General features: G+C 70.9%; 39 protein-coding genes. 6 read left to right on the top strand and 33 right to left on the bottom strand.

Annotation, left to right across the window (positions count from 1 at the left end):
- Window positions 1–46 precede the first annotated feature (46 nt).
- The 6 genes from JT1_RS18345 to JT1_RS07720 form a co-directional block, all read right to left on the bottom strand.
- Entirely contained in the window at window positions 47–184 is a 138-nt protein-coding gene (locus JT1_RS18345) for a hypothetical protein (protein WP_169701910.1), read from the bottom strand.
- Between the two features lies 1 nt (window position 185).
- Complete coding sequence (locus JT1_RS18340) at window positions 186–335, bottom strand: hypothetical protein (protein WP_169701909.1); 150 nt, start codon at window positions 333–335, stop codon at window positions 186–188.
- Window position 336: 1 nt separating this feature from the next.
- Window positions 337–744, bottom strand: coding sequence for a hypothetical protein (locus JT1_RS07730; protein ID WP_068325006.1), 408 nt, complete (start codon window positions 742–744; stop codon window positions 337–339).
- 1 nt (window position 745) lies between these two features.
- Entirely contained in the window at window positions 746–1,465 is a 720-nt protein-coding gene (locus tag JT1_RS07725) for a hypothetical protein (protein WP_068325005.1), read from the bottom strand.
- A 78-nt stretch (window positions 1,466–1,543) separates the two neighbouring features.
- Entirely contained in the window at window positions 1,544–1,693 is a 150-nt protein-coding gene (locus JT1_RS18335) for a hypothetical protein (protein ID WP_169701908.1), read from the bottom strand.
- Complete coding sequence (locus JT1_RS07720; protein WP_218005566.1) at window positions 1,693–1,950, bottom strand: helix-turn-helix domain-containing protein; 258 nt, start codon at window positions 1,948–1,950, stop codon at window positions 1,693–1,695. Before JT1_RS07720 ends, JT1_RS18335 begins: the two co-directional genes overlap by 1 nt.
- Before the next feature lie 269 nt (window positions 1,951–2,219).
- On the opposite strand from JT1_RS07720, the gene JT1_RS07715 reads away from it, so the two are divergent.
- From JT1_RS07715 to JT1_RS07690, 6 genes are all read left to right on the top strand, one after another.
- Window positions 2,220–2,747 carry a hypothetical protein gene (locus tag JT1_RS07715; protein WP_169701907.1) on the top strand — a complete coding sequence of 176 codons (528 nt, stop codon included), beginning with the start codon at window positions 2,220–2,222 and terminating at the stop codon, window positions 2,745–2,747.
- The gene (locus JT1_RS07710) at window positions 2,747–3,856 is read left to right on the top strand and encodes a hypothetical protein (protein ID WP_068325002.1); all 1,110 of its coding nucleotides are present in this window, start codon (window positions 2,747–2,749) and stop codon (window positions 3,854–3,856) included. Before JT1_RS07715 ends, JT1_RS07710 begins: the two co-directional genes overlap by 1 nt.
- 85 nt (window positions 3,857–3,941) lie before the next feature.
- Entirely contained in the window at window positions 3,942–4,352 is a 411-nt protein-coding gene (locus tag JT1_RS07705) for a hypothetical protein (protein WP_169701906.1), read from the top strand.
- 33 nt (window positions 4,353–4,385) lie between these two features.
- Window positions 4,386–4,817: an ImmA/IrrE family metallo-endopeptidase gene (locus JT1_RS18330; protein WP_169701905.1), complete on the top strand. Its 432-nt coding sequence runs from the start codon at window positions 4,386–4,388 to the stop codon at window positions 4,815–4,817.
- Window positions 4,814–5,038 (top strand): DUF3263 domain-containing protein, encoded by a 225-nt coding sequence (locus JT1_RS18325; RefSeq protein WP_068324999.1) that lies wholly within the window; start codon window positions 4,814–4,816, stop codon window positions 5,036–5,038. The genes JT1_RS18330 and JT1_RS18325 overlap by 4 nt, the downstream gene beginning before the upstream one ends.
- Window positions 5,035–5,577 carry a hypothetical protein gene (locus tag JT1_RS07690; RefSeq protein ID WP_169701904.1) on the top strand — a complete coding sequence of 181 codons (543 nt, stop codon included), beginning with the start codon at window positions 5,035–5,037 and terminating at the stop codon, window positions 5,575–5,577. The genes JT1_RS18325 and JT1_RS07690 overlap by 4 nt, the downstream gene beginning before the upstream one ends.
- Window positions 5,578–5,584: 7 nt before the next feature.
- Here the strand turns inward: JT1_RS07690 and JT1_RS07685 are convergent, their stop codons facing one another.
- From JT1_RS07685 to JT1_RS07560, 27 genes are all read right to left on the bottom strand, one after another.
- Entirely contained in the window at window positions 5,585–6,985 is a 1,401-nt protein-coding gene (locus JT1_RS07685; protein ID WP_068324997.1) for a recombinase family protein, read from the bottom strand.
- A 140-nt stretch (window positions 6,986–7,125) separates the two neighbouring features.
- The gene (locus JT1_RS07680; protein WP_068325051.1) at window positions 7,126–7,494 is read right to left on the bottom strand and encodes a hypothetical protein; all 369 of its coding nucleotides are present in this window, start codon (window positions 7,492–7,494) and stop codon (window positions 7,126–7,128) included.
- A 10-nt stretch (window positions 7,495–7,504) separates the two neighbouring features.
- A complete protein-coding gene (locus JT1_RS18665; protein WP_218005567.1) occupies window positions 7,505–8,044 on the bottom strand; it encodes an excalibur calcium-binding domain-containing protein in 540 nt (179 codons plus the stop codon).
- A gap of 21 nt (window positions 8,045–8,065) precedes the next feature.
- Window positions 8,066–8,893 (bottom strand): HNH endonuclease family protein, encoded by an 828-nt coding sequence (locus tag JT1_RS07670; protein WP_068325049.1) that lies wholly within the window; start codon window positions 8,891–8,893, stop codon window positions 8,066–8,068.
- Between the two features lie 4 nt (window positions 8,894–8,897).
- Entirely contained in the window at window positions 8,898–9,119 is a 222-nt protein-coding gene (locus JT1_RS07665; protein ID WP_068325048.1) for a hypothetical protein, read from the bottom strand.
- Window positions 9,120–9,331: 212 nt separating this feature from the next.
- On the bottom strand, window positions 9,332–9,634 hold the full coding sequence (locus JT1_RS07660) for a hypothetical protein (RefSeq protein ID WP_068325047.1): 303 nt from the start codon (window positions 9,632–9,634) through the stop codon (window positions 9,332–9,334).
- On the bottom strand, window positions 9,631–10,200 hold the full coding sequence (locus JT1_RS07655; protein ID WP_068325046.1) for a 2'-5' RNA ligase family protein: 570 nt from the start codon (window positions 10,198–10,200) through the stop codon (window positions 9,631–9,633). Before JT1_RS07655 ends, JT1_RS07660 begins: the two co-directional genes overlap by 4 nt.
- Entirely contained in the window at window positions 10,197–10,355 is a 159-nt protein-coding gene (locus JT1_RS18320) for a hypothetical protein (protein ID WP_169701916.1), read from the bottom strand. Before JT1_RS18320 ends, JT1_RS07655 begins: the two co-directional genes overlap by 4 nt.
- Window positions 10,352–11,239: a hypothetical protein gene (locus tag JT1_RS07650; protein ID WP_068325045.1), complete on the bottom strand. Its 888-nt coding sequence runs from the start codon at window positions 11,237–11,239 to the stop codon at window positions 10,352–10,354. The genes JT1_RS18320 and JT1_RS07650 overlap by 4 nt, the downstream gene beginning before the upstream one ends.
- Window positions 11,240–11,308: 69 nt before the next feature.
- Window positions 11,309–11,722 carry a hypothetical protein gene (locus JT1_RS07645; RefSeq protein ID WP_068325044.1) on the bottom strand — a complete coding sequence of 138 codons (414 nt, stop codon included), beginning with the start codon at window positions 11,720–11,722 and terminating at the stop codon, window positions 11,309–11,311.
- Window positions 11,722–12,192, bottom strand: a complete 471-nt coding sequence (locus JT1_RS07640) for a hypothetical protein (RefSeq protein WP_068325043.1) — start codon at window positions 12,190–12,192, stop codon at window positions 11,722–11,724. The genes JT1_RS07645 and JT1_RS07640 overlap by 1 nt, the downstream gene beginning before the upstream one ends.
- Before the next feature lie 129 nt (window positions 12,193–12,321).
- Window positions 12,322–12,510, bottom strand: a complete 189-nt coding sequence (locus JT1_RS07635) for a hypothetical protein (RefSeq protein ID WP_068325042.1) — start codon at window positions 12,508–12,510, stop codon at window positions 12,322–12,324.
- Between the two features lie 16 nt (window positions 12,511–12,526).
- Window positions 12,527–14,464 carry an SGNH/GDSL hydrolase family protein gene (locus JT1_RS07630; RefSeq protein ID WP_068325041.1) on the bottom strand — a complete coding sequence of 646 codons (1,938 nt, stop codon included), beginning with the start codon at window positions 14,462–14,464 and terminating at the stop codon, window positions 12,527–12,529.
- Window positions 14,464–16,668, bottom strand: coding sequence for a hypothetical protein (locus JT1_RS07625; protein WP_068325040.1), 2,205 nt, complete (start codon window positions 16,666–16,668; stop codon window positions 14,464–14,466). The genes JT1_RS07630 and JT1_RS07625 overlap by 1 nt, the downstream gene beginning before the upstream one ends.
- Window positions 16,668–17,516: a hypothetical protein gene (locus JT1_RS07620; protein WP_068325039.1), complete on the bottom strand. Its 849-nt coding sequence runs from the start codon at window positions 17,514–17,516 to the stop codon at window positions 16,668–16,670. Before JT1_RS07620 ends, JT1_RS07625 begins: the two co-directional genes overlap by 1 nt.
- The gene (locus JT1_RS07615) at window positions 17,506–21,120 is read right to left on the bottom strand and encodes a phage tail tape measure protein (RefSeq protein ID WP_068325038.1); all 3,615 of its coding nucleotides are present in this window, start codon (window positions 21,118–21,120) and stop codon (window positions 17,506–17,508) included. Before JT1_RS07615 ends, JT1_RS07620 begins: the two co-directional genes overlap by 11 nt.
- A gap of 27 nt (window positions 21,121–21,147) precedes the next feature.
- The gene (locus JT1_RS07610; RefSeq protein WP_068325037.1) at window positions 21,148–21,396 is read right to left on the bottom strand and encodes a hypothetical protein; all 249 of its coding nucleotides are present in this window, start codon (window positions 21,394–21,396) and stop codon (window positions 21,148–21,150) included.
- 98 nt (window positions 21,397–21,494) lie between these two features.
- The gene (locus JT1_RS07605) at window positions 21,495–22,130 is read right to left on the bottom strand and encodes a hypothetical protein (RefSeq protein WP_068325036.1); all 636 of its coding nucleotides are present in this window, start codon (window positions 22,128–22,130) and stop codon (window positions 21,495–21,497) included.
- A 109-nt stretch (window positions 22,131–22,239) separates the two neighbouring features.
- On the bottom strand, window positions 22,240–22,770 hold the full coding sequence (locus tag JT1_RS07600) for a phage tail tube protein (RefSeq protein ID WP_068325035.1): 531 nt from the start codon (window positions 22,768–22,770) through the stop codon (window positions 22,240–22,242).
- 2 nt (window positions 22,771–22,772) lie between these two features.
- Entirely contained in the window at window positions 22,773–23,102 is a 330-nt protein-coding gene (locus JT1_RS07595) for a hypothetical protein (protein WP_068325034.1), read from the bottom strand.
- A gap of 39 nt (window positions 23,103–23,141) precedes the next feature.
- Window positions 23,142–23,633: a hypothetical protein gene (locus JT1_RS07590; RefSeq protein ID WP_068325033.1), complete on the bottom strand. Its 492-nt coding sequence runs from the start codon at window positions 23,631–23,633 to the stop codon at window positions 23,142–23,144.
- Window positions 23,630–23,989 (bottom strand): HK97-gp10 family putative phage morphogenesis protein, encoded by a 360-nt coding sequence (locus JT1_RS07585; RefSeq protein ID WP_255218286.1) that lies wholly within the window; start codon window positions 23,987–23,989, stop codon window positions 23,630–23,632. The genes JT1_RS07590 and JT1_RS07585 overlap by 4 nt, the downstream gene beginning before the upstream one ends.
- A 13-nt stretch (window positions 23,990–24,002) precedes the next feature.
- Window positions 24,003–24,479, bottom strand: coding sequence for a DUF6093 family protein (locus JT1_RS07580; protein ID WP_068325032.1), 477 nt, complete (start codon window positions 24,477–24,479; stop codon window positions 24,003–24,005).
- Window positions 24,480–24,481: 2 nt separating this feature from the next.
- Window positions 24,482–24,847 (bottom strand): hypothetical protein, encoded by a 366-nt coding sequence (locus JT1_RS07575; protein WP_068325031.1) that lies wholly within the window; start codon window positions 24,845–24,847, stop codon window positions 24,482–24,484.
- A gap of 177 nt (window positions 24,848–25,024) precedes the next feature.
- Window positions 25,025–25,402, bottom strand: a complete 378-nt coding sequence (locus tag JT1_RS07570; protein WP_068325030.1) for a hypothetical protein — start codon at window positions 25,400–25,402, stop codon at window positions 25,025–25,027.
- Between the two features lie 2 nt (window positions 25,403–25,404).
- On the bottom strand, window positions 25,405–26,520 hold the full coding sequence (locus tag JT1_RS07565) for a phage major capsid protein (protein WP_068325029.1): 1,116 nt from the start codon (window positions 26,518–26,520) through the stop codon (window positions 25,405–25,407).
- An 11-nt stretch (window positions 26,521–26,531) separates the two neighbouring features.
- Window positions 26,532–26,900 carry a capsid cement protein gene (locus JT1_RS07560; protein ID WP_068325028.1) on the bottom strand — a complete coding sequence of 123 codons (369 nt, stop codon included), beginning with the start codon at window positions 26,898–26,900 and terminating at the stop codon, window positions 26,532–26,534.

Genomic DNA, 26,900 nt, shown 5'->3' with positions numbered 1-26,900 from the left:
GTGGGCGATGAGGGCGAAGACGCATCCGGTGATGAAGAGGGCCACGTCAGACCGCCTCGGGCAGCGCGTCGTGAGTGCAGTGGCGGCAGCACATGCCGGCCTGCTCGCACTCGCCCTGGTGCCGGCCGCAGGAGCGGCACGGGATCTCGGGGTCGTAGAGCTCGGGGTCGAGGTAGGGGTCCACGTCAGGCCTCCTCGTTCGAGAGTCCGCAGATCGGGCAGCGGCTGTTGTAGTGCGGGGAGTCCTGGTGGACGTGGCCCGCGACGTGGCGGGCGAAGAGGCCGAGGCCAGCCATGACGGTCATTGCGGCCAGGACGGCGAGCAGGGTGTCCACGTCAGGCACCGCCCTTCGGGGTGTCGCAGCCCAGGAGGACGATGAACCGGCCCCGCCCGTCGAGGGCGTCGTCGAGACCGACCTCGCGGACGGCCGCGCCGTAGGGCAGCCCGTCGACGGGGTGGACGGGCACGACGAGGAACGTGTCGTCGAGCTCCGCGGCGCTCGGCGCGACGCAGGTCCAGTCGCGCTGGGCGGCGTAGGCGCGAGCGAGGTGCATGGGGGACGGGTCCCGGTCTTCGTCGGCCAGGAGCGTGACGCTGGTGGTGTCGAGGACGGCGCCCTCGTTGACCCACGTGCCGGGCCGGTCCGGTCCGGGCGTCACGGTCGCGGTGGGGGCGTGGGCTGCAGCGGGCGAGCAGGCCAGGAGCGCGGCGACCGCGAGGGTGAAGGTGGCGGTGGTGCCCATGTCAGATCCCGTCCGCGTGGCCGGCGCAGTAGCCGTCGACGGCGTAGGCCGTGCAGGTCCCGACGAGGCAGATCTCGGGCTCCGCGGCGGCCTCCTGCAGCTCCTCGAGGACGCCCTCGGCTTGGGGCACGGTCAGCTCCCACACGGTGGTGGCGTGGGCGGTGAGTGACCCGGACAGGCGGTTCATGACGCGGTGGTGCTCAGCGACGGTCTCCGTGCTGGCGTGGGGGTGGCGGACCGCGGTCTGCAGGCGGGCGAGGAGGATCAGGTCGGCCATGTGGCGGCGGGTGAGGTCGCGGGCGAGCTGGCGGGCGGCTTCGTCGGTGAGGCGGATGGTCACGAGGAAGTCGTCGTCGTCGGTGACGGTGCGCTCGACGGCGAAGGGGGCGTTGAGGGTGACGCGGTCGGTGGGGTTGACGCCCGGGCGGATGCCGGCGCGGGGGGAAGTCGGGCCGGTCACCTGCCCGGGCGTCGCCTCCGGGGCCGGAGGGGTCTGTCGGCGGTCACGCAGGGCTTTGGCGTGCCGCTTGGCCTTGATGTGGTCGGGGATCCACTCGGCGTCGTGCGCGGCGTCGTGGCACTGCTCGTCGGGGCAGCGGGTCAGCCAGCCGCGGCAGGTGGGGCAGGAGTCGCCGTCCACGTGCATGTCGTCGTGGCAGTAGTTCCAGGCGTGGGCGCCGTGCGTGATGTCGGCGGTGATGCTGGTGGTGGTGTCGCTCATCTGAGAGACTTCCTTTCGATCTGGAGGGCCGGTTCTGACTTGGCGGTTGGGCCGGCCCTTCGGCATGTCGTGGGTGGGTCAGGCGGTGCGCTTCGCGGCGGCTTGGCGCTGGAGGCCGTGGACGATGTCGACGACCCGGGGGGGCGGAGGTCCGTGCCGCTTGAGCAAGCGCTCCGCGTACTGCTTCGGGGTCTCGCCCGGACGCATCCCGTCCGTGAGGGCGCTCATCAGGACGCCTTCTTCATGTGCTGGTTGTCGATCGACCCGCTGCTGGGGGACACACGGACCTCGAAGAGGACGGTGGTGGGGACCCCGAGGGCCTCCGCGATCTTGTCGCCGAGCTCTGCCGTGCAGGAGGAGCGTCGGCCCGAGAGGAGGTGGGAGATGAATCCTTTGGAGCAGCCGGCGTAGCGGGCTAGTCGCGCCAGGCTGAACTGGTCCTGCTCCATGAGTGCGCGGAGGGTGTCCGCGCTCTTGAGCTTCATGTAGGCCCCCTTCGGCCATCGGTTTCTGCGTGTCATCACTGTCCCTTGCTAGACGGTTATCTGTCAAGTAGTACGGGACGATGATGCGTCTACTGCTAGACGGTTGTCAAGCAAATGACAGCCGTGTGGTTCCTTAGGGCCTGTAAACACGCGGGATTTGTGCCGACGAACTAGTAGACGCGGGGCTACTGTCGGCGTGTCATGTGGTGGTAGACGGAAGGTTGGCGGGCGTGGTTGAGGATCGGCAGTCCAGGACGGAGAGTTCTGGCGTGCCCACGATCAGCGAGCTCATCGAGCGACAACGCCGCGATTCCGGCCTCTCCTACCGGGAGATGGCGGAGCGTGCGGCGCGTGCTGGCCTGCACATCAAGTTCCAGACCATCGCGAACCTCGCGACCACCCCTCCGAAGGAGTGGCCGAAGAGGGCCGAGACGATCCGGGCGCTCGCGGAGGGGCTCGACGTACCTGAGCGGCTCGTCGTCCTCGCGTTCGCGTGCTCGTTCGGTCTGGACGTCCAGCGTGATGAGTCGACGCTCGGACTGATGTTGCCGGCCGGGACGCGTCATCTCGATGAGGGCGTGCAGAGGGCAGTCGCCGCGATGGTGCGGTCGATCGTCGATGCTCGAGAGGACGTGGGGAACGATGACCGTTCCGCCGCCACCACACAGGCCCCGGGGAGCGGGGTGCCAACCAAGGATCAGCTGGCGGAGCTCCGCGCCCGGCAGGAAGACGCCGACGGGGAGTCCGTGGAGCACATCACGCGGCAGGCCGCGGACCGAGACGAGGGGGAGGGCTGATGGCAGCGACATACGAAGTGGTTCCGTACCTAGTCAAAGTCCGGGTGAAGGGCGACACGAGTGACGCTCTCCGCTGGAACGACTTTGATGCGGCCGGAACGTCTGTTCTCGACTACATCGCGCAAGCGGGACTTGCGCATCAGGGCGAGGCGAGGGTGGCCAGTGCACTAGATGACGCCGCTCTTCGGGTTGTCGGCGTGCAGCGAGAGGGCGACCGAGTCGTGGTGCTCACCGCCTCCTCTGGGCAGCGGGGCATCAAGCAGACGTGGGAGCGCCACGAGGACGGCAGTCGGAAGACGGACACCATCCATGAGGACGACTGGATGTATACCGAGTTCCGGCATGTCTTCTACTCTCCCGGCGCTGACTCTAAAGTCGGGGTCCTATTGGCTGAGCGGGCGATGGGGCGAGGGGCACTCACGCGGCTGCGGCTCATGCTCCACGCCTCGCTGAGGCATGCGCATCCTGACCTCGAGCTCGACATCAATCCGGCGATGTCCCCGGAGGCCATGGAGCGTTGGGCGAAGGAATCCGTGGTGAAGGGTCTGGTCCTAGAGCTGGTCAACCCGCAGACGGGTGAGACCCAGGCGGCCCCCACCATCGGCGGCAAGACGTTCTCTTCTGCCATCGAGATCAAGGCTCCCCGTCGCCAAGCTTGGGCTCTTTCGCTCTTCGGTGGGGTGAACGCGTCTCCGAGGGCTGTGCTGATGCAAGTCGTGCCGCACATGCCGGGGGTCACAGCCGACACGGCCGGTGCAGTCGCTGACCAGATGCTCGAGGAAGGCTGGCGAGTTTCGTTCGAACTGGCCCACGACAAGCGCAGGCGCAAGATGCGTGTAGCCACGAAGGCCGGCGTCACTCTTACGTTCCCTGCCGCGTTGGACTCGACCGGCGCAGAGATTGCAGAGAGTCGCGCCCCCAGCCACGACGAGTTCACCCGGGCATGTCGCAAGGCACTGGAGGAGATGGGCGAAGACGGGTTTCAAGTCGGGGACGTGAAGGGCTGTTCATGGGACTCTGCTTGGTGGGATACTCCGAACAGGGATCCACGATGGGCAAAGGCGGTGTGGGGTGTTCCCGAGTCAGAGCCCGCTGAGAGTTCCAGTTGACCAGTTCAGTGACGCTCCCACCCACTCAGGCGGGCGACGTCGGGTCCGCTGGGGCCAGTTCGGCTTGCTGATGCCAGGCGTGGTGGTGGGTCTGCTCGCTGCAGGGACAGGGATACGACTGGGGCTCGTCGCAGGACCTCTGCTTACTGCGACGTCGATCCTCACGGGCTTCACGTTCTCCATGGCGGTCGTGTTCTGGAACAAGACCATCGACGCCCGCAGAGACCCACGCTTCAGCACCAGTGCCGTTGCCTTGAACGAGATCGACACGATGCGTGTGCACTTGATCTACACGGTTGGGGTGGGTGTCGCGACCGTGCTGATCACGACCCTCTATCTTCTTTTCGGAGGGCTGGACCCGGCCCCCGGGACCTTCCTGAGTGTGGTCGCAGCTGCTGGTACGTCGGCCGCTGCAGGTCTAGTCGTCTACCTGATCACTCTGGTCGTGGCGTCCCTCTACCGATTCAATCGGGCCGCATTCCTTCTTCGACGCTGACCGCTGTCACCGGTGGGTGTCAGCATCCACGGCATGCACCTCCCACACCCGTGGCGGCGCCTGCGCGACCTGCACCACGTCGTCGTCTCCTGGCGAGACGACCTCCCCGAGCCCTTGCTCGGCGCCTCCGAGGGGGACCGGATCTGGCTCCGCTCGAACCTGAAGCAGGTGGAGCGCCGGTGTGTCCTCGCGCACGAGCTCGAGCATCACGACCGCGGCCACGAAGGATGTCAGCCGGAGCCGGTCGAGGCCGCGGTGCGCGCCGCGGCCGCGCGGTGGCTCCTGCCCGACCCTCACGGTCTGGCGGACGCCCTTGTCTGGGCCCACGGCGATATCGAGGCTGCAGCGGACGAGCTCTTCGTCACTCCGCGGGTGCTGCGGCACCGACTGGATGCTCGGCATCTACACCCGGCAGAACGGGCCATCATCGTGCGCCGGATCAACGAGCTGGAGGCGGGCGCGTGAGCGAGCTGGAGGAGCAGCTGCTGGATGTCTGGCGGCGGTGGCCCCACGATCACGAGCGGGATCGGCGGGTGAACGCCTACCTGTCGTTGGGCCTGTCGGAGACGCGGGCGGTGCAGGTCGTCAACCGTCTCCTGTCGGAACCGGCGGCATATCAGTACGATCCGGTGACCGTCGCAAGGCTGCGGCGGCTCAGAGACTCGAGGGTGAGGCGGGCAGCATGAAGCGTGTCAGGGGAGTGGCTGCGGTGGCAGTCGGAGCAGCGCTGGGGCTGGGCGGGTGCGGCATCGCACCGACCACGCCGACCACGCCGGAGACGACGACCGTGACCAGTAGCAGCACGAGCAGCGTTTCATCCGCGAGCGAGGCCTCGCCCAAGCCGTGGGCGAGTGTGGTGTCCGAGCAGGACTCAGACCTGTCGACGTTGATCGACGAGTTCGAGCGGGACTGCGCTTCACCCGCCCTCGACCTGGCGGCGATGTCCTGCGTGATGCAGATCGAGACAGCGAAGTTGAAGGGACAGATCCTCCGGAAGGAGTTCAAGGAGCTCGGGGACCCGCCGTCGGAGGTGTCGACCCTGGTCGACGAGACGTTGACGGCCGCGGACAACCTTGGCTCCATCAAGGTGTCGTCGGCGTGCAACGTAGAGAGCATCACTGCGGAGTCGTACTCCACGGACTGTGCTGGCGCTTCGGTCAGTGCCAAGCGAATGGGGAACGCGCTGCTGGACAAGTACGCGGCCTGGGACCCCTACGGGGCCTGACCTTCGGTCACCAGGTTGGGGTGACGGGGACGAACTCCGGCCGGAACGACTTCGTCGCCGGCGACGGATGCACCACCACCCGCACCGCGGCCCGCAGCAACGTCCGCTTCTGCTCGAGCGACGCCGCGCCCCACCACGCGCGCGGGTCGCGCACCGCCGAGGGGTCGATCCCCGCGGGCGTCGACAACGCCTTTGCCTTCGCGCGTGCCGCGCGGATCTGTGGCAGCAGCCGAGCCTCGATCTTCGCCAGCGCCGCGGGCGACACTTCGCCCTCCGCTCCCGCGATCGTGAACCCCTCCAGCCGGCGCTCGAGCGCATCCGCCTCGGCCCGGGCAGCCTCGGCCTCCGGTGACGGTGCGTCGATCGTCGACGCGTCGATGCCTTCGAGCAGCGCGAGGGTCACGTCGGTGACGTGCTGGTCGAGGGGCGCCTGTGCCCGCGCGATCTTCATGCAGTCGCGGCACGTGTAGTTCGGGCGGGCGCGCTTGGGGTTCAGGCGGCGCATCGGGCCACCGCACAGCCCGCACACGGCGATCCCGGACAGCAGGTGCACCGCGGTCGAGTCTGCAGTGAGGCGGCGGTTGCGGCCGGGAGCGTTGAGCAGCTCGCTGATGCGGTCGTGGTCCTCCCGGGAGATCAGGGCTGGCCAGGCGGCATCGCCGACGACCTCGCCCCGGTGTACGCGCAGGCCCGCGTTGGTGGGGGACAGGGCGATCCGACGGACGGTGACGGGCAGCCACGCGTCCGGGCGTGTGCGGTTGCGTGCCGGCCGAGGGATCGCGATGCCGCGTTCGGTGAGGTCCGCGGCGATGGTGCGCAGGGAGTGGCCGGCGATGACGCGGCGCGCGATCTCCTGCACGATCGGGGCCTGCTCCTCGTCAGGGACCTGCCGTAGGAGCGCCCCGGTCTGCGGGTCGTACTCGCGCCGATACCCGTAGGGGAGTTTGCCGTGGGGGCGGCCGGTGACGGCCCGGGCGCGGGTCGAACGTTGGATCCGCTCCGAGGTCCGCGCGGACTCGTCCTGGGCGAGCAGCGCGTCGAGGCCGGTGCGGAAGCGCGCATCCCTCGTCGTCAGGTCGTAGAGGGTGCCGGAGTAGCCCCATCGGACCGAGTGCTCCGCGCAGAGGTCGGCGAGCACGGCGTACTCGGTGAGCTGGCGGGTGGCGCGGCTCGCTTCCCACGTCAGGAGGGCGTCAATGTTGCCGGAGGAGACGGCGGCGGTCAGGTCGTCCCATCCTCGGCGGGCGCCGGTGGATCGCGCGTAGCGTGACGCGGACCCGGTCTCACGGATGACGTCGACCACTTCCCACCCTTCGCGGTCAGCCCACTGGCAGCACTCGGCGATCTGCTCGTCGAGGGACCGGCCTTCACGGTCGATGCTGACGCGGGCGTAGATGAGCGTCTTCATGGCGTCGAACGTACTTCCGACCTGTGACAACGTTGGCTCCCTGTGTGGCTCATCCGTGGGTGACGTTTGCTGGGGCGATAGTTCCACAGGGGTTGTACTGACGTCGAGGAGGGGCGTGGCCGGCGCCGTGGCGGCTGGCGTCAGCGTTCGGTGATCGGGGTCAGGCGTGCTGCCCACCAGCGGAGCATCCGGGCCCGCTGAAGGTACTCCTGGCGGGGAATGCCCTGCTTGTGCTTGGTTTCGTCCAGGGTTTCCTCGAGGAGCTCGAGCTCGTCGGTGATGAGGGTCCGCAGGTAGGAGGTGCGGTTGCGGCAGGTGGTGGAGCAGTAGAGCGTGAGATGGCCGGTGCCGACGTAGTCGACGGGGCCGGCGCACTCCGGGTTCATGCACGGCGCGGTCGCCCCGACGGGATGAGCGTCCATCTCGAGAGCCATCCGCGCGGCCCGGACTCGGACGTCGTCCACGTGCTCGCCGAGCAGGGGTGTGATGCCGGAGGGGTAGCGCGCCATGACCGTAACTCTAGGACTCGCAGCCCACGCCGTCGCCGTCACGGTCCAGGTGGTCGCCGTAGCCGGGCTGGCCACGGTAGACGGGCGCGGCGCCCGCGGCCTTCGCGGCGCTGCAGTTGTCGTAGTAGGCGGCCGGCGGTGCCGCCGGCGGAGGCGGCGGGGGCGCCTGCGTGGTCGTCTTCGGGGCTTGGGTCGTCAGGGGCTGCGGCGCCCGGGCGGTCGACGACGAGGTCGGCTTCGGCTTCGGTGAGCTCGACGTCGTGCGGCTGGGCTGCGTCGACGACTTGGACGAGCTCGAGCTCTTCGTCGTGGTGGTCGTGCTCGTCGTCGTCGACCTGGTCGTCGTGCTCGAGGTGCGGGTCGTCGTGGTCGTGCTGGTCGACACCAGCGGCCGGCGCTGGTCCGTGTCCTCCTCGTCGCCGAACACACTGCCGATGGCGCCGAAGCAGCAGCAGATCAGGATGACGAACCCGACGATGCCGCCGCCGATCGCCAGGAGCTTGTTCTGGGCCTTGCTGCGACGACGCTGGGTCGTGGTGATGCGAGCCATGATCTTCCTCCCCGAAGATGCCTAGCGGGTCGGCAGTGGCGTGCCCCCACAGCCGGAGAGTATCCGGTTCAGAGCTTCCTTTTCGGGCGGGGTGACCCACAGGTTGTGCTTCTTCTTCACGGCCACCTGGCGGGCGGCATAGTCGCACCGGTAGGGCTTGCGGGGTGGGAGCCAGGTCGCGGCGTCCCCGTCGCCCTTCTGCGCGTTCGTCGGCCCGTCGACCGCGAGCAGGTTCAGGGGGTCGTTCGCGAAGTTCTGCCGCTGCTCCGGCGTGAGCTGTTGCGCGCCGGTCTGCCAGGCGTTGGACAGCGCGACAACGTGGTCGATCTGCACCGCGCTCGAGGTGGCTTGGCCACGGACGAAGGGGATACTGCGGCCGGTGTAGGGGTCGCGGAGGGTGCCGGAGAGGGCCACGCAGTCGTTGGTGCCGGGCTTGATGACGACGTCGGTGAGGTCGCGCCGGAGGATGTCGTTGCGGGTGTCGCAGCCGTTGTGGCCGTACTGCTCGGTGACGTCGTCGGACCAGGCTTGCCCGAACATGGCGCGGTCGTACCTGGTCTTCGGGGCCCGGCCCTTCACCGGCAGCTGCGCGAGCACGGTCAGCGTGGCGGACGTGCCCGACGGTGTGGTGGTGGGCTTCGGCGTGTTGCTGGTCCTCGAGGGCTCGGGTGTGGCCGTGGCGGTGACCGTCTCGGTCTTGGTGACGGGCGGCTCTTCCACGACGACCACGACTTCTTCGTGCGTGGCGGTGACCGTGGTGGTGATCGCCTCGGGCTCGCTCCCGGCCGGGACGGCGCACCCGCTGAGCGCGAGCATCGCGACTGCCGCCCCCACGATCCCCTTCGTCATGCGGTCAGGATGCCACTGCGCGGTGACAGTCCCAGTCGTTGGGTGGCGGGTCGCCGGGTCCGGTCCACTTGCGGAGGCTGTAGCGGCGCACCGCGCGGCCGTTGATGACCGTGTCGGCGCCGGTGTTGCCGGGGATCCACAGGCGCCACCCTTCGTCGGCGAGCTCGCAGGCCCAGGCTTCGGGGTCGTCGCCGGGGTGGAGGTCGCGGAGGGTGTAGCGCCACATGAGGCGGGATCGTGGCACGCAGGTACGACAAGAGCGCCCCCTTCACCGTGGTGGCGAAGGGGGCGCTCAGTGGTGTGAGTAGGGGCGCAGCACCCCCGCCATCGGGGGGGAGGCGACGGGGGTGCTGCTGGCGGTCGGGTCCCCTCTGCCTGTGCTCGACCGCCGCGACCCGTTCGAAGGGCAGGGTCGCGGCACAGCGTAGGGCACCGGTGTCAGGGTGTGTCGTCGGGCTCGCCCGGGTCGGCCGGCGGCAGCGGCGTGGGCAGGGCGGACCCGTCGAGCTTGGCTCGCATGATCCACGACGCGGCCGTGGTGAGTGCGGTCTTGGCGAGGGTGACGCCGATGACGGCCCACGCCTCACCGCTGGTGATGTCGGCGTCGGGGAGCCACGCGAGGAGCGCGGCGGCGAGCGCAACGAGGACGTCGGTGGCGAGCCCCTGCAGGAGGGTGCGCCACGCCCGGTTGCGGGCGTCGGTCTTGAGGGCGTGCCGGGAGGCGCGAGTGGGGGCGGTCATGACGTGGCTCCGATCTTGGGCGGGTATCCGTAGTTGAGGGCGACGGGCTCGAAGTCGAGGCCGCCCTTGACGCAGCCGAGTTCCTGCTCGATGAGCCGGACCGCGTCCCCCTCGTACTCGCGGCGCACGTAGGCGAGGGTGACGTGGGGCTTGTACTCGGGGTGGGTGTCGATGTGCGGCAGGAGCGAGAGGCGGGCGTGCGCGTCGCGCAGCTGCTCGGTGAGTGCGAGGTGGGCGACGATGCAGGAGTAGGGCTCGTCGTCGAAGGGGGAGGGGAAGACGCCGACGTGGGCGGTCTCGATCGTGCCCGGATCCCACCCGTCGAGGGCCTCGTCGATGTCCTCGCGGATGGTGTGGGCGTTGTCGAGGAGGCCGTAGAGCAGGGTGACGTGCCCTTCGTCCTGCGCGCCGCTGATCCATCGCCGGTCCGGGTGCGGCGAGGAGTAGAGCCACGTCGCGGGCAGGAGACGGCTGATGGGCGGGCTGGTGACGTCGAGCATGACGCAGCCGAGCGCTGAGACGGTGATGCCGCGGCGCTGCAGGGCCTTGAGCTCGTAGGCGTTCATGCGGAGGCTCCGATCTTCTTGGGCAGGAGGCGCAGGGCGCCGTACAGCGCGAGGAAGGCGCCGGCGGCGAGCAGGCCGAGGGCCTGGACGATCACGGCGTCGTGGTCCGGCACCGAGAGGTAGTCGGCGACGTGGTCGAAGAGGCCGCGCTTCACGACTCGGTCCGGTCGATGAGCCGGTCGACCTTGTCCTCGATGTCGTCGAGTTGGTCGTCGGTGAGGCCCTGCCGGCGGGCGACGGCGCGAGCGACCGCGAGTGCCTTCTGCGAGTCGCGGGCCGCGGCGCCGGCGCGGGTGTAGCCCCAGATGAGGATCTGGTTGCGGGTGCGGGGCTTGGTCTCGCCGGGGATGCTGACGGACTCGGACCAGTGGGCGGTGATGCCGTCGCGGACGGCGGCGGCGATGTCGGAGAGGGAGGCCATGTCGGTGTCGTCTTCCTGTGAGGTGGTGGTGGTCGTGCCGCCGAGGTGGCGGAGCAGGGTGTCGATGGGGAAGTTGCCGGGGTCGCCGTGGTCGTTCTCGGGCGCGTGCTGGTGGCCGCAGATGCCGCGGAAGGTCATCCACCTGGTGTGGGACATCCGCACCCCGTTGGACAGCCCGTAGGACGAGGGGATGCGGCCGGCGTTGTAGTCCTTCCACGTCACGTCGGAGGTGTGCGGGATGCCGTACTGGCGCATGATCGGTCGCAGGTAGTCGGCGAGGGCGGCGAGCACCTGGTCGTCGGCGTTGGGCCAGAAGTACAGGCCGCTGCGGGACTCGTCGCAGGTGCCCATGAGCTCGAACTGCAGGACGCCGGTGGTGTTGGTTTGCACCCCGCCCGCGCGGTTCGCCAGGGCCTTGCCGAACTGGCCGAAGGGGATGTGCTCGCGGACCTCGATGCCGACGCCGGGCAGCGGCTTGATCGTGGCGTGCGGCGCGGACCCGCCGCCGCCGTAGGACGGCCAGCCCCACCCTTCGGTGGTGTGCAGCAGGACCATGCGTGGCGCGTCCTGCTCCCCGGACGAGTACCGCTGCGTGGTGCGGTCGACGGTGACGCTCATGGGTGGACTCCTTCGGGCAAGACGAAACCCCCGGACCGGGATGGCGCGGGGGCGAAGGGCGAACGGGGGTCAGGCGTCGAGCGTGGGAGGCATGGGCGGCGCGGGCTGCTCCCGGTGGATGTGCCAGCGGTCGACGAGGCCTTGGTACCAGTCGGCCCACGCGGTGCGGATGGTGCGGACCTCGCGTCGCAGGGCCTGCACCTCGGTGTCGAGTGCGTCGAGTCGGGCCCGGTCGGCGTCGCGGTCGGCACGGTGCTTCCTGCGGTCCTCGTCGGCCTCGCGTCGCACCCGGGTCAGGTCCTCACCGAGAGAGCGCTGCACGATGTCGAGGGCGTCGGTCATGGACTGCGCGGCCTGCGCGGTCGCGGCCTGGCTGCGGGGCACGGCGGAGCGGCGCTTGTCCCAGCGCACGATCAGCCATGACGCGCCGGAGCCGAGAGCGACGAGGAGCCCGGTCAGGGCGGTGATCTGCCCGCCGTCCATCACAGGTCTCCGTGGGTGCGGATGGCGGTGCGGGTCGTGGACTCCTCGCGCAGGGTCGCCACGAATCTCACGGCGTGCGCGCCGGCGACGAAGAGGGTGACGGCGTAGGAGATCGCGGCGCCGGGGTGGATGACGGCGACGGCGAGCGAGTAGGCGCCCCACGAGGTGATGGCGGCGACGAGCCCGACGCGCTCGATCATCCAGCCGCGCATCAGGTCCTCACCGTCGTCGAAGACGCCGGCGATGACGAGCGTGTTGCCGACGACGCCGGACGCGCCGACGAGCCACGCGACGGTCGAGGGCAGGTCCCGCATGGTCGGCGAGATGGTGATGGGCGCCCCGAGCTCGGCTGCTAGGAGGGCCGCGCACGCGATCAGGCCAGCGGCGGCCATGAGGACCTCGTAGGGGTGTGCCAGGACGTGGTCGATCTTCCGTGGCGGGTGGGAGCCCCGATAGATGCGGTTGGGCATGTCGCTCCTCATCGTCGGCGCTCCTGGTGCAGCAGGCGCCGTGAGCAGGAATGCTCAGGCGGCGGCCTGGGTGGGGTGGGAGGGTGGTGCTTGGCCGCCCCGGGTCCTGCACGACTCGGGGCGGTCCTGTCAGGTCAGGGCGTCTTCGACGGCGGCGCGGAGGGTGTCGGGGTCGGCGCCGGACTCGACGGCTGAGCGGGTCAGGTCGGCGAGCTGCTCGGGTGCGGCGGTCACGCGGGCGCGGCGTTCCTGTTCGGTGAGCACGTCGCGGCGGAGGGTGTCGAGGTCGTCGTCGGTGAGGGCGGTCAGGTCGGGCATGGGGTGTCCTCTCGGGTCAGGCTGGGGTGCCGGGCAGGGTGGTGGGCCACGCGTCGGGGGTCGCGTAGGCGACGGTCAGGGTGACGAAGGCTCCCGAGGCGGTGATGCCGTAGAAGCGGACCTGCCCGGTGGTGAGGACGAGGGCCTTGGCGAGCGACGTCGGGCCGATGTGGTAGGCGGCGGCGGCGTGCCACTTGGGCCGGAAACCGACGGGGAGGGTGTCGGCGTCGATGTCCCCGGTGCCAGCGGGCAGGCTCCCGTAGTACTGGACGAAGACGGTCGAGCCGACCCTTTGCACCTTCGTGCCGCCGGTCAGGGCGCGCCAGCCGGTGTCGCGCTGCTCGGCCGCGCCTATCGCTGTGCGTGCGGCGGCGGCGTCCGTGGCGGTCATCACGGCACGGCCCGTGGTCGTGGCGTCGCTGACCTGCGCGGCCGCGACGGTCGGGGCGGGTGCCATGACGGTCGCCTTCGACACGGTCCCTGCGGCGGCCGTCGACCCGGCCGTGGTCAGGTGGATGCCGTCGGACGTCATCGCGGGCGTGAGCGTCTCGTCATCCGTGGACACGGCCGCGCTGACCTCGGACACCGACCGGGCCGCGAGAGGACGCCCGCGCAGCCACGTGTTGTAGTCGCGGCGCACGGTCTCCATCGCCCCGGTGACGCCATCGCGGGGGGTGATAGTGCCCAGGTGCAGCGGCGCGCCCAACACGAGCTTGGCGGCGTCGGCGACCTTGCCCGCGTTGGTCTGCAGCGTCGCGAGAGTCGCGCCGCCGAAGATGTCGTTGGAGCCGAGGACGAGGACGGCCGCGTCGGGCCTGCCCGCGCCGGGGTACATCGACCACTTGTAGGCGGTCGAGTCACCCCACGCGGACAGCGCATCACCGGACGCGCTGTAGTGCGAGACGAGGACGCCGTTGGTGCGTCCCCAGATCGCGGGCCACGAGTCGGCCACGCCACGGGTGGAGCCGACACCGGAGGCGATGGAGTCGCCGATGACGGCGAGGGTGGGCGTTGCGGCGGGCACCTCGGCCTCCACCCACCAGTGCAGCGGCACCGACGACGACGCGGTGACGGCGGCGGCGTTGTTGCCCGCGTCGGTCTGCGTCGTGGTGTGCCCGACCGCGAAGGTCTGCTGGACCGTGGACGTGCCCGAGACGGACCATGCGGCGCCGATGAGCGTGGACGACGACGCGGGGATGGGGGTGCTGATCCACTCCGAGACCCACTCGCCGGCCGATGCGCCCGCGCTGCCGTTGGAGACCTTCGTCGGTGCGGACGCCCACGTGCCGGCGGTCGCACCCGCAGCGCCGACCCACACGCCAGACACGGTGACCGTGCCGGAGGGGGAGCCGAAGCGCGGGTTGACGTTGGTCGCGTGCAGGCGCCAGCGGGAGACGGCCACGCCGGGGTGCACGGGCAAGCGCACCCCACCCGTGGTGCCCGTCTGCGTGGCCGCGCCCTGCCCGACCGTCAGAGCCAGCGGCACCCGCCGCCACCCGGCAGGGGAGCCGCCAGACCCCGCGGCCGCGATCTGCGGCTGCAGGGCCTCCACGGCCGCGCCCTGATCCATGCGGGACCATGCCGTCCACGACACCGACCCCTTGAAGCGAGACCACTGCTCGCTCGCGAGACCGATGGCGGTCGCGACCTGCAGGATCGCCGACGACGCGAGCACCGTGGTGTCGATGCGCCACGACACTCCCGCCCGGGGGGTGTTGGCGACGCCGTGCACGGCCCACGCCATGCGCGAGCCCATCGACGTCCAGGTGTCGGCGTTGTCCCCGGAGATCGACGCGACGGGCACCGCGGCAGCCTTGGCCTCGCCAGCGGTCTGCGCGACACGACCGATCGCCGCGTCCGTCGAGTCAGCCGAGGCCATCCCATTGTTGATGACCGCGCCCGGGTCGCCGGAGTCGAAGACCTGCAGGCCCTGCGGTGTGGTCCGGTCTGCCATCAGGAAGCCTCCAAGGTCCATGCGGGGGTGTGCCCGGCGTCGTCAGGTGTCAGTGCGGACGGCAGCGCCCAGCCGATCTCGCGGCCGGACAGGCTCATCGACAGGCCCGAGCCCACAGAGAAGTCCTCGTCGATGCCGGTGGTGAGCATCACCACGCGCACCCCGGTCCGGTCGGCGTCCTCGATGGTGATGACGTCGCCGAGCTCCACGCGCAGGTCCGGGGCGACCGAGACGTCCGTGGGGCACGGCTGCTGCTCACCCATCTGGTAGCGCAGGAAGGTGTGCAGGAGGGTGCGGCGGTCCCCGTTCTGCACCCACCAGCCCGCGTCGTGCTCGTACATCTGCACCGTCGCGTAGTCGCCGGGCACCGTGTCGACGATGGTCTCCCGCTCGAGGCGGTAGACCCGCGCCTTCGCCTTCACGTCCGGCAGCGGGAGGCCGCGGTAGCGCTTGGGGACGCTGGTCAGTTCCTCGGGGACCATCGTCACGACCGACTGCGACGGGTCGAGCGTGGCCCACGGGGCGACGCGCACCTCCCACGCGCGCGGCCCGTCGACCGTCATGGACGTGTCCAGGAACGCGGCGGGCACGTTGGTCGAGTCGGCCGTGTCGCTGATCTGCATCCCGCCGATGACGGTGTTGCGGAGGATGTCGAGGCGGTTCGTCGTGGTCGTCACCCGGTGCGGGGACGCGTCGAGCGAGATCCAGTCCTCGTCGTCGGGGATCTCCACCGTCGTGATGTCCTCCTCGCCCGCGGAGAGGGTCTGCGCGCGTCCCTGCCACACCCGCCACTGCGCGTACCGGCCGCGCTGGATCTTCGGGTGCTGGTGCAGCACGCGCACCTGCCGGGCGACGTGCATCCCGTCGTCCTCCCAGTCCACGTCCAGCAGCGCGTCACGAGAGGACAGGGTCAGCACGGACCCGACCGCCTCGAGCACGCCACGGGCCGCGATCTGCAGGCGGCCGTCCATGTCGATCCACACCTGCCCGCACGTCGCGCGCGCCCACGACGAGAGCAGGTCCACGGCGGTCGAGTCCCACACCTGCGGGGCCGCGTCCCACCGCTCAGGGGTCTCACCGACGCGCTGCACCGCGTTGGTCGGCGACGTCGGGACGTCCAGGAGCATCCACTGCGTGCCCGGGTTGGCGAGCACCTGCACCCACCCGAGGATGCCGGTCCCGTACACCCGCACCCGCGAGAAGGTCAGTGACGCGTAGGTCGGGTCAGACGGGGGCGTGGCCGTGGCCTGAGCGCCCGTGTCCGTGCGGACCGTGATGCCCATCGTGCCGCCGGCCGTGGTCGTCACCCGCAGCCCCACCCGGGTCGCCGCCCCCTTCGCGAGGGTGCCGCGCTCCGTGATCGTGCCGCCGTCGACCGTCCCGAAACGGATCGATCCGCCCGAGTCCGTCAGCACGTAGGCGCCGTAGCCAGCCTCCGACGTGACCTGCACTCGCATCGACGTGCCCGCCGCCTGCGTGTGCAGCGCCATCGTCAGCTCGGGGATGCTCGTCGTGCCCGTCGTGTCCCAGATCGCGGAGGCGTCCTTGATGGCCTGCCACTGCGACGTCCACGCGATCGTGGGCCCGCCGTCGCCCGCCGAGTTGGTGGACGACTGCAGCGACCCGCGCTCGGGCCACAGCGACCCGACCATCGGTGCGGAGAAGATCGCTTCCCACCGCATCTGCGGGGTGGCGTACCACCCGGCGGCGCGGGCGGCCCGGTCCAGCAGCCACTCAGCGCACGCGCGGGGGCGGCGGTACTCGCCGCCGTCGGCCAGCGGCGGGTGAATGTCCAGCATCGGACCGGACGAGACGACCACGCCCAGCTTGTCGACCTGGTCCCGCACGGGGATCGTCACCGAGCGCGACGAGAAGGACCCGGTGGCGCGCTCCGTGATCCCGGTCAGGCGGCGCCACGACTGGCCCTCGCCGTCGGTGATGTCGATGGTGACCGGGGTGCCCGAGCGCGGGGGGAAGTCGCCCTGGCGGCCCCACGGCTCGGGGCTGAGCGACGAGGCGACCGCGTCCCGCAAGATCGTGATGGACCCCGACGTGGACATGCCGCCGCCGTGACCCGAGGGGTGCCCGTCGATCATCGAGTGCGACAGGCGCATCGACTCCACGAGCACGGGAGGGCCGCCGTTGAAGCGGGCGACCACATCGAAGTGCCGGACGTCGCGGTCCGGCCAGTTCCCGGGCCGCATCAGGGAGCGCCGATCTCGGTCACGGTGAACGCGACGGACGCGCGGCGACCGTGCGCGAAGCCCGGGTCAGGGACAGCCCACGTCGTGTCCAGGGACTCGTCGGTGACGACGACCGTGGACGCGCCACCGCCGATGGACCAGTCCACGGGCCCGGACGTCCACGTCACCTGCGCGCGCGCCGCGACGCTGGCGTTGGTCGTGAAGAGGCGGACCGCGACAGCGTTGGACGGCACCTCGGCGGGCGTGAACGTCTTGTGCGACCGGCGCAGCACGTCCACGCCGGTCACGGTGTTGCCCGCGAACTGACTGATCGCGACCCGGTTGGAGTCGAGGAACTGTCCGTTGACGCGCGCGGACGTGCCAGCCACCCACGCGGCGACCGTCACCGGCAGCCCCTGCACGACCGGGGCCGCACCCGAGATCATCGACTGCGCGACGTTCGACTGCACCACCGTCGCCGCCGCGTACCCGCCACCATCCAGTGGGTAGCGGCCAGCCATCGACACCGAGAACTGCGCGGCCACCGTGTCCTGCCACAGGCTCGAGCGCGGAGTCAGAAGGTTCGTCACCTGCGCCCACGGCTCCACCCACACATACGGCGGGCGCAGACCCGCGAGCACCTCACCGAGGGCCGCGACGTCCTTCACCAGCTCGTCCGGGCCACCGATCGACCACGACCGCGGGGCGGTGCGACGCGGCGACAGCTGCGCCAGGACACGCCCAGACAGGGTCTCCGACAGGCTCACCCGCGGCTGCGACGTGCGCTTGTGCTCGCCGACGTGCAGCAGGATCGGGTGCAGGCTTCCGACGTGCCCGATCCAGTAGAGGCCGCACAGGTCATCCGCCATTGAGTGCTCCTGTCCGTGCCGAGCCGTGCCGGCGGTTCGCAACCGAATTGGCGCGGGCCAGCTTCACGCCGTCGATCTCGATCTCGACCGGGCGTCGCGCCACTCGCGCGATGAGAGCCGCGTCCTGGGGGTGCAGACGCGCGATGACCTGCGAGTTGCTCGACCGGCCGGACGCGCCGCCGTAGGACTGCGCGGGTGTGACGTAGGTGCGGCCCAGGTGCTTGCTGGGGGAGCGCACGAACGCGCCCCGGCCGTTGAGCGACCCGGAGCTCGTGCCGCCTTCGGCGGTGCGGCCGTTCAGGCCACCTGAGCTCGTGCCGCCCTCGGCGCCGCTGGCGCGGAGCGCCTCCCACTCGGCCTGCTTGCGCAGGTAGTACGCCGAGTGGTGCCACACGCCACCAGCGGCCATCTGAGTGATCTGGTCGAGCGGCACGACGGCCTTGCCGAAGCGCCGCGCGGTCTCCGCGAGGATCGCCTCCGCGCGGCCCCGCAAGTCCGGCCGCTCTGGAATATAGGACTCCCACTTGGAGCGGGTGTCCTCGGCCATGAGGATCCCGCGCGTGGACGTCGGGTAGATCCCGGGCCGCACGGACCCGCCGGGGCGCATCCCGCCGGCCGCCATCGGCTCGACACCTACGATGCCGCCCGCGGCCTTGAGGCCGACGTTGCGGTGCTGCGTAGTGACCGTGACTGTCTTCGGCTGGATCGCGTTCATCGCGGCCTGCACGCCCGCCAGGGCCGCCAGGGCCGCGCCCGTGTTCGCCTCGATCGTGACCGTCCGTGAGGGCGGCACCTCGTAGATTTTGTTCTTGAACTGGACGACCCGGCCGCCGGCGGCGGTCGACCCGAGCTCGGTGACGGTGACCCACTTGCCGTCGACCTCGGCGATGGACGTACGGAATTGGTCGACGCGGCCCTTCGCCGCCCACGAGGACCCGGCCTCCGTGACGGTCACCGTCTTGCCGGTGGTGTCGCGGATCATTTCGTTGAAGGCCATGACGCGCGCCTTCGCTGGCGTCGCGCCGTGCTCCGTGACAGCCACGTCCTTGCCCTTGGGCAAGCCGAACAGAGTGCTCGTGAAGTCCAGGACCTTGCTTCGGGCCTCGGTCGAACCGGTCTCCTTGACCTGTGCCTGCGCGACCTGCCCGTCGATGTCCTTGATCTTGCGCTGCAGCTCCTGCGTGTCCGCGGACGCCTTCGTCGTGTCGACCTTGACCTTCGCGGCGACGTCGACGCCCTCGAGCTTGAACAGTTCGTCGGCGAGCGCCTTGGCTTCCTTCTTCGGGATACCGAGCGCGGTCGCGTACTCCATCCACCGCTTGCGGCCCTGCGACAGGATGCCCTGCGCCTTGTCGACGTCGCCCGTGGCGGTGAAGACAGCCGCAGCCCACTCCTGCGTGGAGTTCGCCAGATCGTCCAGCGCCGCCTCGTTCGCGCGGCCGGCCTCCGTCGAGATGTCGAGGGTGTGCCCGTTCTCCTCGATGGACTTGCCGACCGCGTCAAGGGCCGCCTGGTACTCGCGCGCGGACCCGCGCTCTCCAAGCGTCGCGTCGCCGAGGCCCTTGATGGCCTTCGTGAGCTCCTCGGCGTCCTCCGCGGCCTGGTCCATGTCGGCGCCCAGGGCGTCCACGTCGTCACCGAGCCCGGCCGTGTCGTCGCCGGTCAGCTTCGCCTGGTTGCCGGCGGCTGCCTGCGCCTCCGTGAGCAGCGGCAGCTTCGACCGGAGCTCGTCCGTCGACACGCCAGCAGCGTTGGCCTTCGCCGCGAACTGCCCGAACAGCTCCTCCGCGACGTCACCGCGGCCCTGGGACACCAGCCCGGAGAGGACCGTGTCGAGCTGCGTCAGGGTCTTGTTGGACTCGTCGACGGTCGTCTGCATGTCCGCGGCACCGAACGAGATGGCCTTGAAGACGCCGTCGAATCCGCTGGACGTGGAGTCCATCCAGTCGGGGTTGAAGGCCACGCGCAGGGCATCGTCGAAGGACGAGACGTTGTCCTGCATGTAGCCCATCTCGGCAGCGTTCGCCGCGATGGAGTTGTTGAAGACGGCCACCGCGTCGTCGGCGTCCAGGACGTTCTTCGTCAGCTCCTCGACGCCGACGGCGCTGCCCTTGTCCTGCAGGAGCGACCCGACGGTGCCGACGGCCGCGGAGATCGCCAGGGTGGTAGCGAACCCGCGGGCGGCCTTGGCTGCCCCGTCCAGGCCCCGCTCGACCTTGGGGGTGAGCATCCCGATCTCGTCGAGGCGGTTGCGGAAGTCGTGGGTGGCGCCGACGGCCTTGACCGCTGCTCCACCGAGCAGCCCCACGCCGGCTGTCACACCGGCGACGCCAGTGATGGTGGACTGAACGGGCTCGGGCAGGCTCACGAAGGCGTTGGCGAGGCCGGCGACCTTCTCGGCGCCGGCCGCGAACATCGGCCCGATCACGGAGCCGGCGTCGATCGCGGCGTCCCGCATCGTGTTCTTGGCGATCTGCAGCCGCGACTCGGTCGTGGCGTACCGCTTGCCGGCCTCCTCGGCCAGGGCCGCGTTCTCCTCCCACGCGGTCGCGCCGAGCTTGAGGGACTCGGTGACCAGGTCGGACGCGCCGGCCGCGCGGAGCAGCACCTGAGCGTTCTGGGTGCCGCCGAGGCCGACCGCGTCGAGCGCCGCTGCCGCGTCGCCGCCGGACTCTCCGATGCGGCCCAGGCCCGTCACGAACAGGTTCGTGGCCTCGATGGGGTCCTTGCGCCACGCGGTGGCGAACTCGGACGCGGACACGCCCGCGATCTCCGCGAAGGCGTCCAGCTCCTCGCCGCCGGAGATGACGGCGGAGTTCATCTCGAGCAGCGCGCGGGACATGGCGCCGCCGCCGAGCTCGGCCTCGATGCCCACAGAGGACAGGGCGTTGGACAGGGCGAGGATGTCGGCTTCGGTCGCGCCGATCTGCTTGCCTGCGCCGGACAGCCGCAGCGCCATCGACATGATGTCGGCCTCGGTCGAGGCGCCGTCGTTGCCGAGCGCGACCAGCGTGGCGCCCAGCCGCTCGTAGCCCTGCACGCCTTCGCGGGACGTGGTGCCCATCACGTTGGAGAACTTGGCGAGGGACGTGGCGGCTTCGTCGGCGGTCAGGTTCGTGGACTCGCCGAGCGCGACCGCGGTCTCGGTGAATCCGAGGATGTCCTCGCGGGCCACGCCGAGCTGGCCGGCGGCCTCGGCGACGGCGGCGAGCTCCTCGTGGGTGGCGGGCAGCTCCTTGGCCAGCCCGCGCAGGCCTTCCTCGAGCTGGGCCATCTGCTCGGGGGTGCCGTCCGTGGTCTTGGTGACGCCCGCCCACGCGGACTCCCACCCGATCGCGGCCTTCGTCGCGAGCCCCAGGCCGCCGGCGACGACAGCCCCACCGAGCATGGCCTTGGACGAGAGGTCGTCCCACGCGGCCCGGTTGGCGTGGATGGACGTCGTCAGCCGGTCCAGGCCACCGCCGGACCCGGACATGCCCCGCTCGGCGGCGGTGACGCCCTTGACGGCCTTCTCGTACCCGTGGACGGCTTGCTCGCCCTGCTTGAATCCGGCGACGGCCTTGGTCGCGTCGACTTCGAGGCGGGTGCGGATGACCTGCGTCACGGGCCCTCCCTTCCGGGGGTGGTTCGGTCAGGCGTGGAAGGGCGGTACGTGGATCGGGTATGTCATCGCGTGCTCGAGGACCTTGTCGGGCGTGACGTACTGGCGGTGCCCAGGAGGTGCCGGCCGGTCACCGCGGCGCTTGTCCTCCCGCTCCAGGGCCGCGCACCCTTGGCAGGTGGCGCCGTGGACGTGGAGGTGGCCGGCCGCGTCGGGGTCCATCGCGTAGGTGCGGGGCGTGCCGCAGGAGGGGCACAGGTCGTCTTCGTAGGCCTGCAAGGCGAGGAGGAGGAGCCGGTCGCGGCGCCGCCACTTCGCTCCGGGGCGCCGCTGCCCGCGCAGGACGGACAGCGGCTGCCCGATGGAGCGGGCTGCTCTCAGCTCTTGGAGGAGGTGTCTCCAGCGGGGGAGGCAGAGGGCGGCTGCGAGAAATCCGGCTCCACCCCGGCGGCGGTCGCATCGTTGAGGGCGTCGATGATCGCCTCCCACTGCAGGGCGCCGATCTTCTCGGCCATGACGCCCCACTGCTCGAGGGTCAGCACCTGCCCGGGGGCGTCCGGGTGGACGCGGGGGTCGAGCTTGTAGACCTGCGCGCAGTGCGCGATCGCGGACTGGTTGTACTCGTCGAGCTCGCCGTTGCCGGCCTTCGCGTCGGCGGCGGCCTGCCGGCGGGTCGCGCGGGTCAGGCCCTCCACGCGCACGTAGACGAACGTGGACTTGGCCTGCTCCTCCAGGTCGACCAGGCGGGCGCGGGCCTCTTCCAGCTCGGGGGACTCCGTGGTGGCCGCGCGACGCTTCGCGGGACGGCCCTCGGCCTTGGCGTCGACCTGCTCACGCTCCAGGACGAGGATCTCGCGGAGCTGCTCCTGGATCTGCTGGCCGAGGGCGCGGTTCTGGGCGATGGCGACGGTCTTGGTGGGGTTGACGACGCCGGCGATGAACGCGTCGAAGTCGAACTGGTCGAGGTCGGCGGGCTTGGGCTTGGCGGCCTGGGGGGTGGTGGTGTCGGGCACGACGGATCTCCTTGGTGAGGGTGGGGCACGGGGCGGGCACGAAGGGAAGATGCTTGGACCGGTGGCTGCCGCCGTGCCCAACGGCAGCCACCGGCGTTCAAGGGAGCGGTCAGACGCCGCCGGCGACGATGGCCTTGTCCCGGGCGGGGGAGCCGGTGGAGCGGAACTGGGCGTAGAACTCGAGCTCGCCCTCACCGCCGGGCACCAGGCCCTCCTTGATGGACAGGCGCACCGGGTACGCGGAGTAGATGTCGCCGGTGACGAGCTCCTGCTTGCCGGAGATGCCGAACCGTTCGATCAGGACGTACTCCTCGCCCTCGGTGAGCGCGGCGTAGGCGATGGACACGGCGGCGATGGGGTCCTGCGGGTCGTACACGAACCGGGTCTGGTCGAACTCGGTCTTCTTCGTGCCGGGGATGTCGTACTCGTACTCCTCGCAGGCGCGGCGGCCGGTGCCGGTGGACTCGCTGGTGGAGCGGCCGTACCCGTCGCCCTGCAGGACGCAGGAGACGTTGACGGCGCCGACCGCGTTGACCTCGGTCTGGGTGATCGCGGCGAGGTTGGCGATGCCGGCGCGGGGCACGATGGTCAGGGACAGCTTGCCGGCTGCGGTGATGCCGGAGGGGACGTTGAGGACCATGGTCAGTTCTCCTTCGTGGCGGAGGTGATGGCGGCGACCTTGTCGGCCTTGGTCGTGGCACCGGTCAGGTCCACGCCGCGCTCGGCGGCGGCAGCGTCGAGCTCCTCGTGCGTGGACTTCTCGCTGATGACGGTCTGGCCGGCGAGGTCGGTGCGGGCCTTGCCCGGCGCGGGGTGCGAGGCGCGGGGGCGGCCGTGCTTGTCGACGACCGGTTCCCCCTCGAGGACCTTGGCGTGGATGTTGCTGGCGTGCGCGCGGGTGGCGTTGTACTCGGCCCCGGTGCTGGGGTCCTTGACGCGCACCACCTCGAGCGGGTGCTTGGTGTCGCTCATGCGTGGGCCCTCCTCAGGGCGAGATTCGGATGGGTGGGGTCAGGACGCCTGGGTGGCGTACTGGATGGGCACGTACCAGCGCGGAGGGCTGGGGTCTTGGTCCAGCCGCAGCGGGCCGGGGTCGTAGTCGTCGAAGGCGGTGAAGCCTTCGTGGAGGGGCGCGGTGAGTTCGCGGCCGTCGACGGTGGTGAGGGTGAGACCGTCGAGGAGGGGGCGGGCGTGGTCGATGCCCCACCGGGTCTTGGCGGGGGTGCCGCCGGCGAACGTGAGGATGGGCCGCCATCGGGTGAGGGTGGTGGCGGCGACGGCGCGGGTGTGGTTGCGGCCGCCGGGGGAGGTCTGGAGGAACAGGTAGGCGTGGGCGGTGCCGTCGGGGTCGATGCGGGCGTCGCCGACGTGGTTCTCCCACACGTCGAGCCCGACCTCGTTGACGCGCACCGGGGGCCCGTCGCCCGGTGCTGGGTGGCGCCACCGTGTGACGGGCTCGAGGGCGCGGACGAGGGCGTCGTGGAGTTCGCGGCTTGAGGTCACGTGAGGCCACCTCCCGCGATGCGTTCGAGGGCAGCGGTCCACCCGGGCACGTGCCGGTCGGTGGCGGGCGCGAGGAACGGTTGCGCGGCCGCGCGGGAGGTGCCCTGCTCGACGTACATCGCGTAGCTGGCGGTGAACCCCACGGAGGCGGTCATGACGCCGTGGCGGCCGTCGCCGGCGTACTCGGTGCCGCCGCTGGCCCGCAGGTTGCCGGTGTCCACGGGCGCGAGGGTCTTCGCGTCCCGCTCGATCGCTGCGGCGGTCCGCCTGGTGGCAGCGGCAGCGCGGGCGCCGACGGTCGCGGACGCCAGACGCATCGCGGCCTGGTACTCGAGGATGCCGGTCGTGGTCGCCACGATGGACCCCTCCTCAGCTGGTGGGTGGCTGCTGGTTGTGGGTGCAGACAAGGTCGCGGGTGAACCGCTCGGAGCCGTGCTGCACGTCCTCCACGACGAGGTCCAGGCCGGTCAGGTGCGGGTCGTTGATGGCGGTGACGATCGTGACGACGTGGCCCTGCTCGAGGTCGGGGAGCGTGGTCAGGTCAGGGTCGTGGAGCTGCACGAGGTAGCGGCGGGTGGTGGAGGCCTGGCCGGCCTGCTCGGCGTCTTGGTCGGACTGGATGGCTTGCACGCGGCAGGGCCACCCGTCCTCCTCGGGGCCGTCGGGGGGCGGCAGGAGGACGAAGGGGGCGGACGGGGCGTAGGTGCCGGTGGTGTCGTCCCACGCGCCGGGGGTGGCGTGGGCGGGGTCGGTGATGACGCAGGCGGCGTTCATGCCGCCGGAGGCGACGGGCTGGTGATGGCGGGACCACCCGGTGGGCACGACGCGAGTGCCGGGGAAGGGCATGGCTACAGGCCCCACACGGTGTCGTTCGTGTGCTCGGGACGTCGCCCGTCACGCACCACCGGCGCCAGGTCGAACCCATCGAAGCCCCCCAGGTCGGGGTCCTCGTCGCGGGCCCGGGCGCGCAGCGCGGCGGCCTGCTCCCGCAGCTCCCGCGCGACGGCCACGCCGTCGGTCTGCAGGTCCTGCGTGCGGATCTTCTTGCCGACGAGCACCTCGGACACGGCGATCGCGTCGAGGCAGCGGGCCGCGGCGAGCAGGACTGACCCGCCCTCCGCGGTGAGCGCGGCCTGGAGCTGCGAGTCGGGCAGGAGCTGGTCGGTCGGGTCGAGGTCGGCGATCAGGAAGCGGACGTCGTCGATGTCAGCCACGGCGAGGCTCCTCTCGTGGTGGAAGGGGTTGGCGCGCAGGAACGTTCATGGCAGGGCGGAAAGGAAGCGCCCCGAACGGACCTTCACGAGTCGGTGATGTCCAGTCGGGCGGGGGTCCCGTGTTGACGCGCCACCCCCACCCCCCGACCGGTCAGGCCGAGGGGCGAGAGAAGCGCGTCAGCTGGACTGCGGCCCGTACTGCTCGCGGAGCTCGTCACGGGACTTGCCCTTGACGTCCTCCTCCTTGGCGCCGCGGTGCTCGACGGCCCACGCCGCCCACACCTCAGTCGACGCGTTGCCGGCAGGCACGTCCACCTGGCCCTGGTCCTCGAGCTGCGCGCGCAGGGACGCGTTCTCGGCCTCGAGGTCCGCCACGCGCGCGGTGAGCTCGTCGACGTTGGTGGACTGCTCGTGGACCTCGGGCGCCGGGGCCTCCTTCGTGCCCTCGGGGAGCAGGTCGGAGTCGATCCAGTGCGAGGGCACCGGGTCGGTGAAGCCATCGATCGGGTGGCCCTCGGCGTCGACGACGTGAACGAACTTCACGGTCTTCGCCATGCTCACCACCCGGCCTTGGCCAGCGTCGTGCCCGTGCCGTCGGACGCGAAGGTGAACTTCGGGTCGCCGGGGGCACCGCCGGTGATGTGACGCACCCGGTAGTAGATGGTGTCGTCGTCGAACGACCCACCCTCGACCGGGACGTCGCCACCGCTGGTGGACACGCCCTGGTCCTTCTTGACCCGCAGGTCCGGCGTCTCCTCGCCCGCGAGGAACGCGGTGAAGAGCGCCGGGCGGGCGGCGGTCGGCTTCGGCAGGATGAACCACGCCGTGCCCGGCAGGTTGTCCATGACCGTCCACGACGTGCCCGCCAGCGGGTTGGCCTCGACGACCTCCACGCCACCGGTGGTGGTGCGGATCTGCTGCGCGCCGAAGATGCGCCGTGCCGTGAACTCGAGCGCGGGGCCGACGACGACGTGCAGTTCGCCCGGGTAGAGCAGGTTGCCGTCGGTGTCGCGCTGGGTGCGCAGCGCGGTCAGGCCGGCCTGCACGTTCTCCGCGGTGAGCGCGCCGGTCCAGATGTTGCGGTTGGCGGGCTTGAAGAACGCCGTGCTCGGGGCGCCGGTGACGGGGTTGGCCAGCGCGGAGAGCGTGGCGTAGTCCTCGGTGGCGCGGGCCTTCGCGGCGAACCCGGAGGGGATGCGCTGCAGCTCGTTGAGGCGGTCGTTCTTGCGGGCCTCGAAGGTGTAGCCGTACTGCTCGCCGTACTTCTCGACCCGGATCTCGGACTCCGCGGACGACTGGGAGGCCTCCGGGTAGTTCGTGTGCTCCGGGACGCGGGAGAGGACGCCGCGGCCACCGATGAGGTCGACGAGCTTCTTCGGGCGGAAGTCGTTGACGGTGGTGCGCGAGCTGATCTTCGACCACTGCACGGGCATCCGCTCGTACTCGGCCATGAGGGCGCGGTCGAAGACCTCCCCGGAGGCGGAGACGAACAGGTCGCTCGTGGTGAGGGCCTCGTTGACGGCCGTGCGGGCGCGGTGGTCGCCGTTCCAGGCGAGCCCGAGGAGCCGCGCGGTGTCGTCGATGTCGGACTCGGACAGGCCGAGGCGCCGCAGGGGGGTGGCGAGGTCGGCGATGCCGAAGGACTCGGCCAGGGCCTTGATGTGGTTGGTCATGGTGGTCCTCCTCAGACCTGGGCGGGACGGACGACGGCGACGCCGGAGGTCCCGGCGCGCTGACCGGTCTCGCCGACCTTGGGGACGGTGTAGCCCCACGGTGCGCCGGTTCCGGTGGTGGACAGCACCGGGGCGGTCGCGCCGGCGCGTGCGGTCAGGTAGACCGGGGTGAACGGGCCGGCGATGGCGCCGCCGACCTCGTACGTGTAGGAGCGGGCGTCGGTGATGACGGACGCGTTGCCGGCGGCGTTGCCGCCCTCGCCGATGTTGGTGGCGGCGACGCCGTTGATTGCGCCGACACGGACGGGGTCACCGGACTTGGTGCCGGCGACGACCGGGAGGGACAGCTCGGCGGCGGGGCGCATGTACTCGTTCTTCAT

Source organism: Janibacter terrae NBRC 107853 (genome assembly GCF_001591405.1).
Classification (GTDB): Bacteria; Actinomycetota; Actinomycetes; order Actinomycetales; family Dermatophilaceae; genus Janibacter; species Janibacter terrae.
Note: the sequence above shows the minus strand (reverse complement) of the source record. Positions and strands in the feature narration are given on the sequence as shown.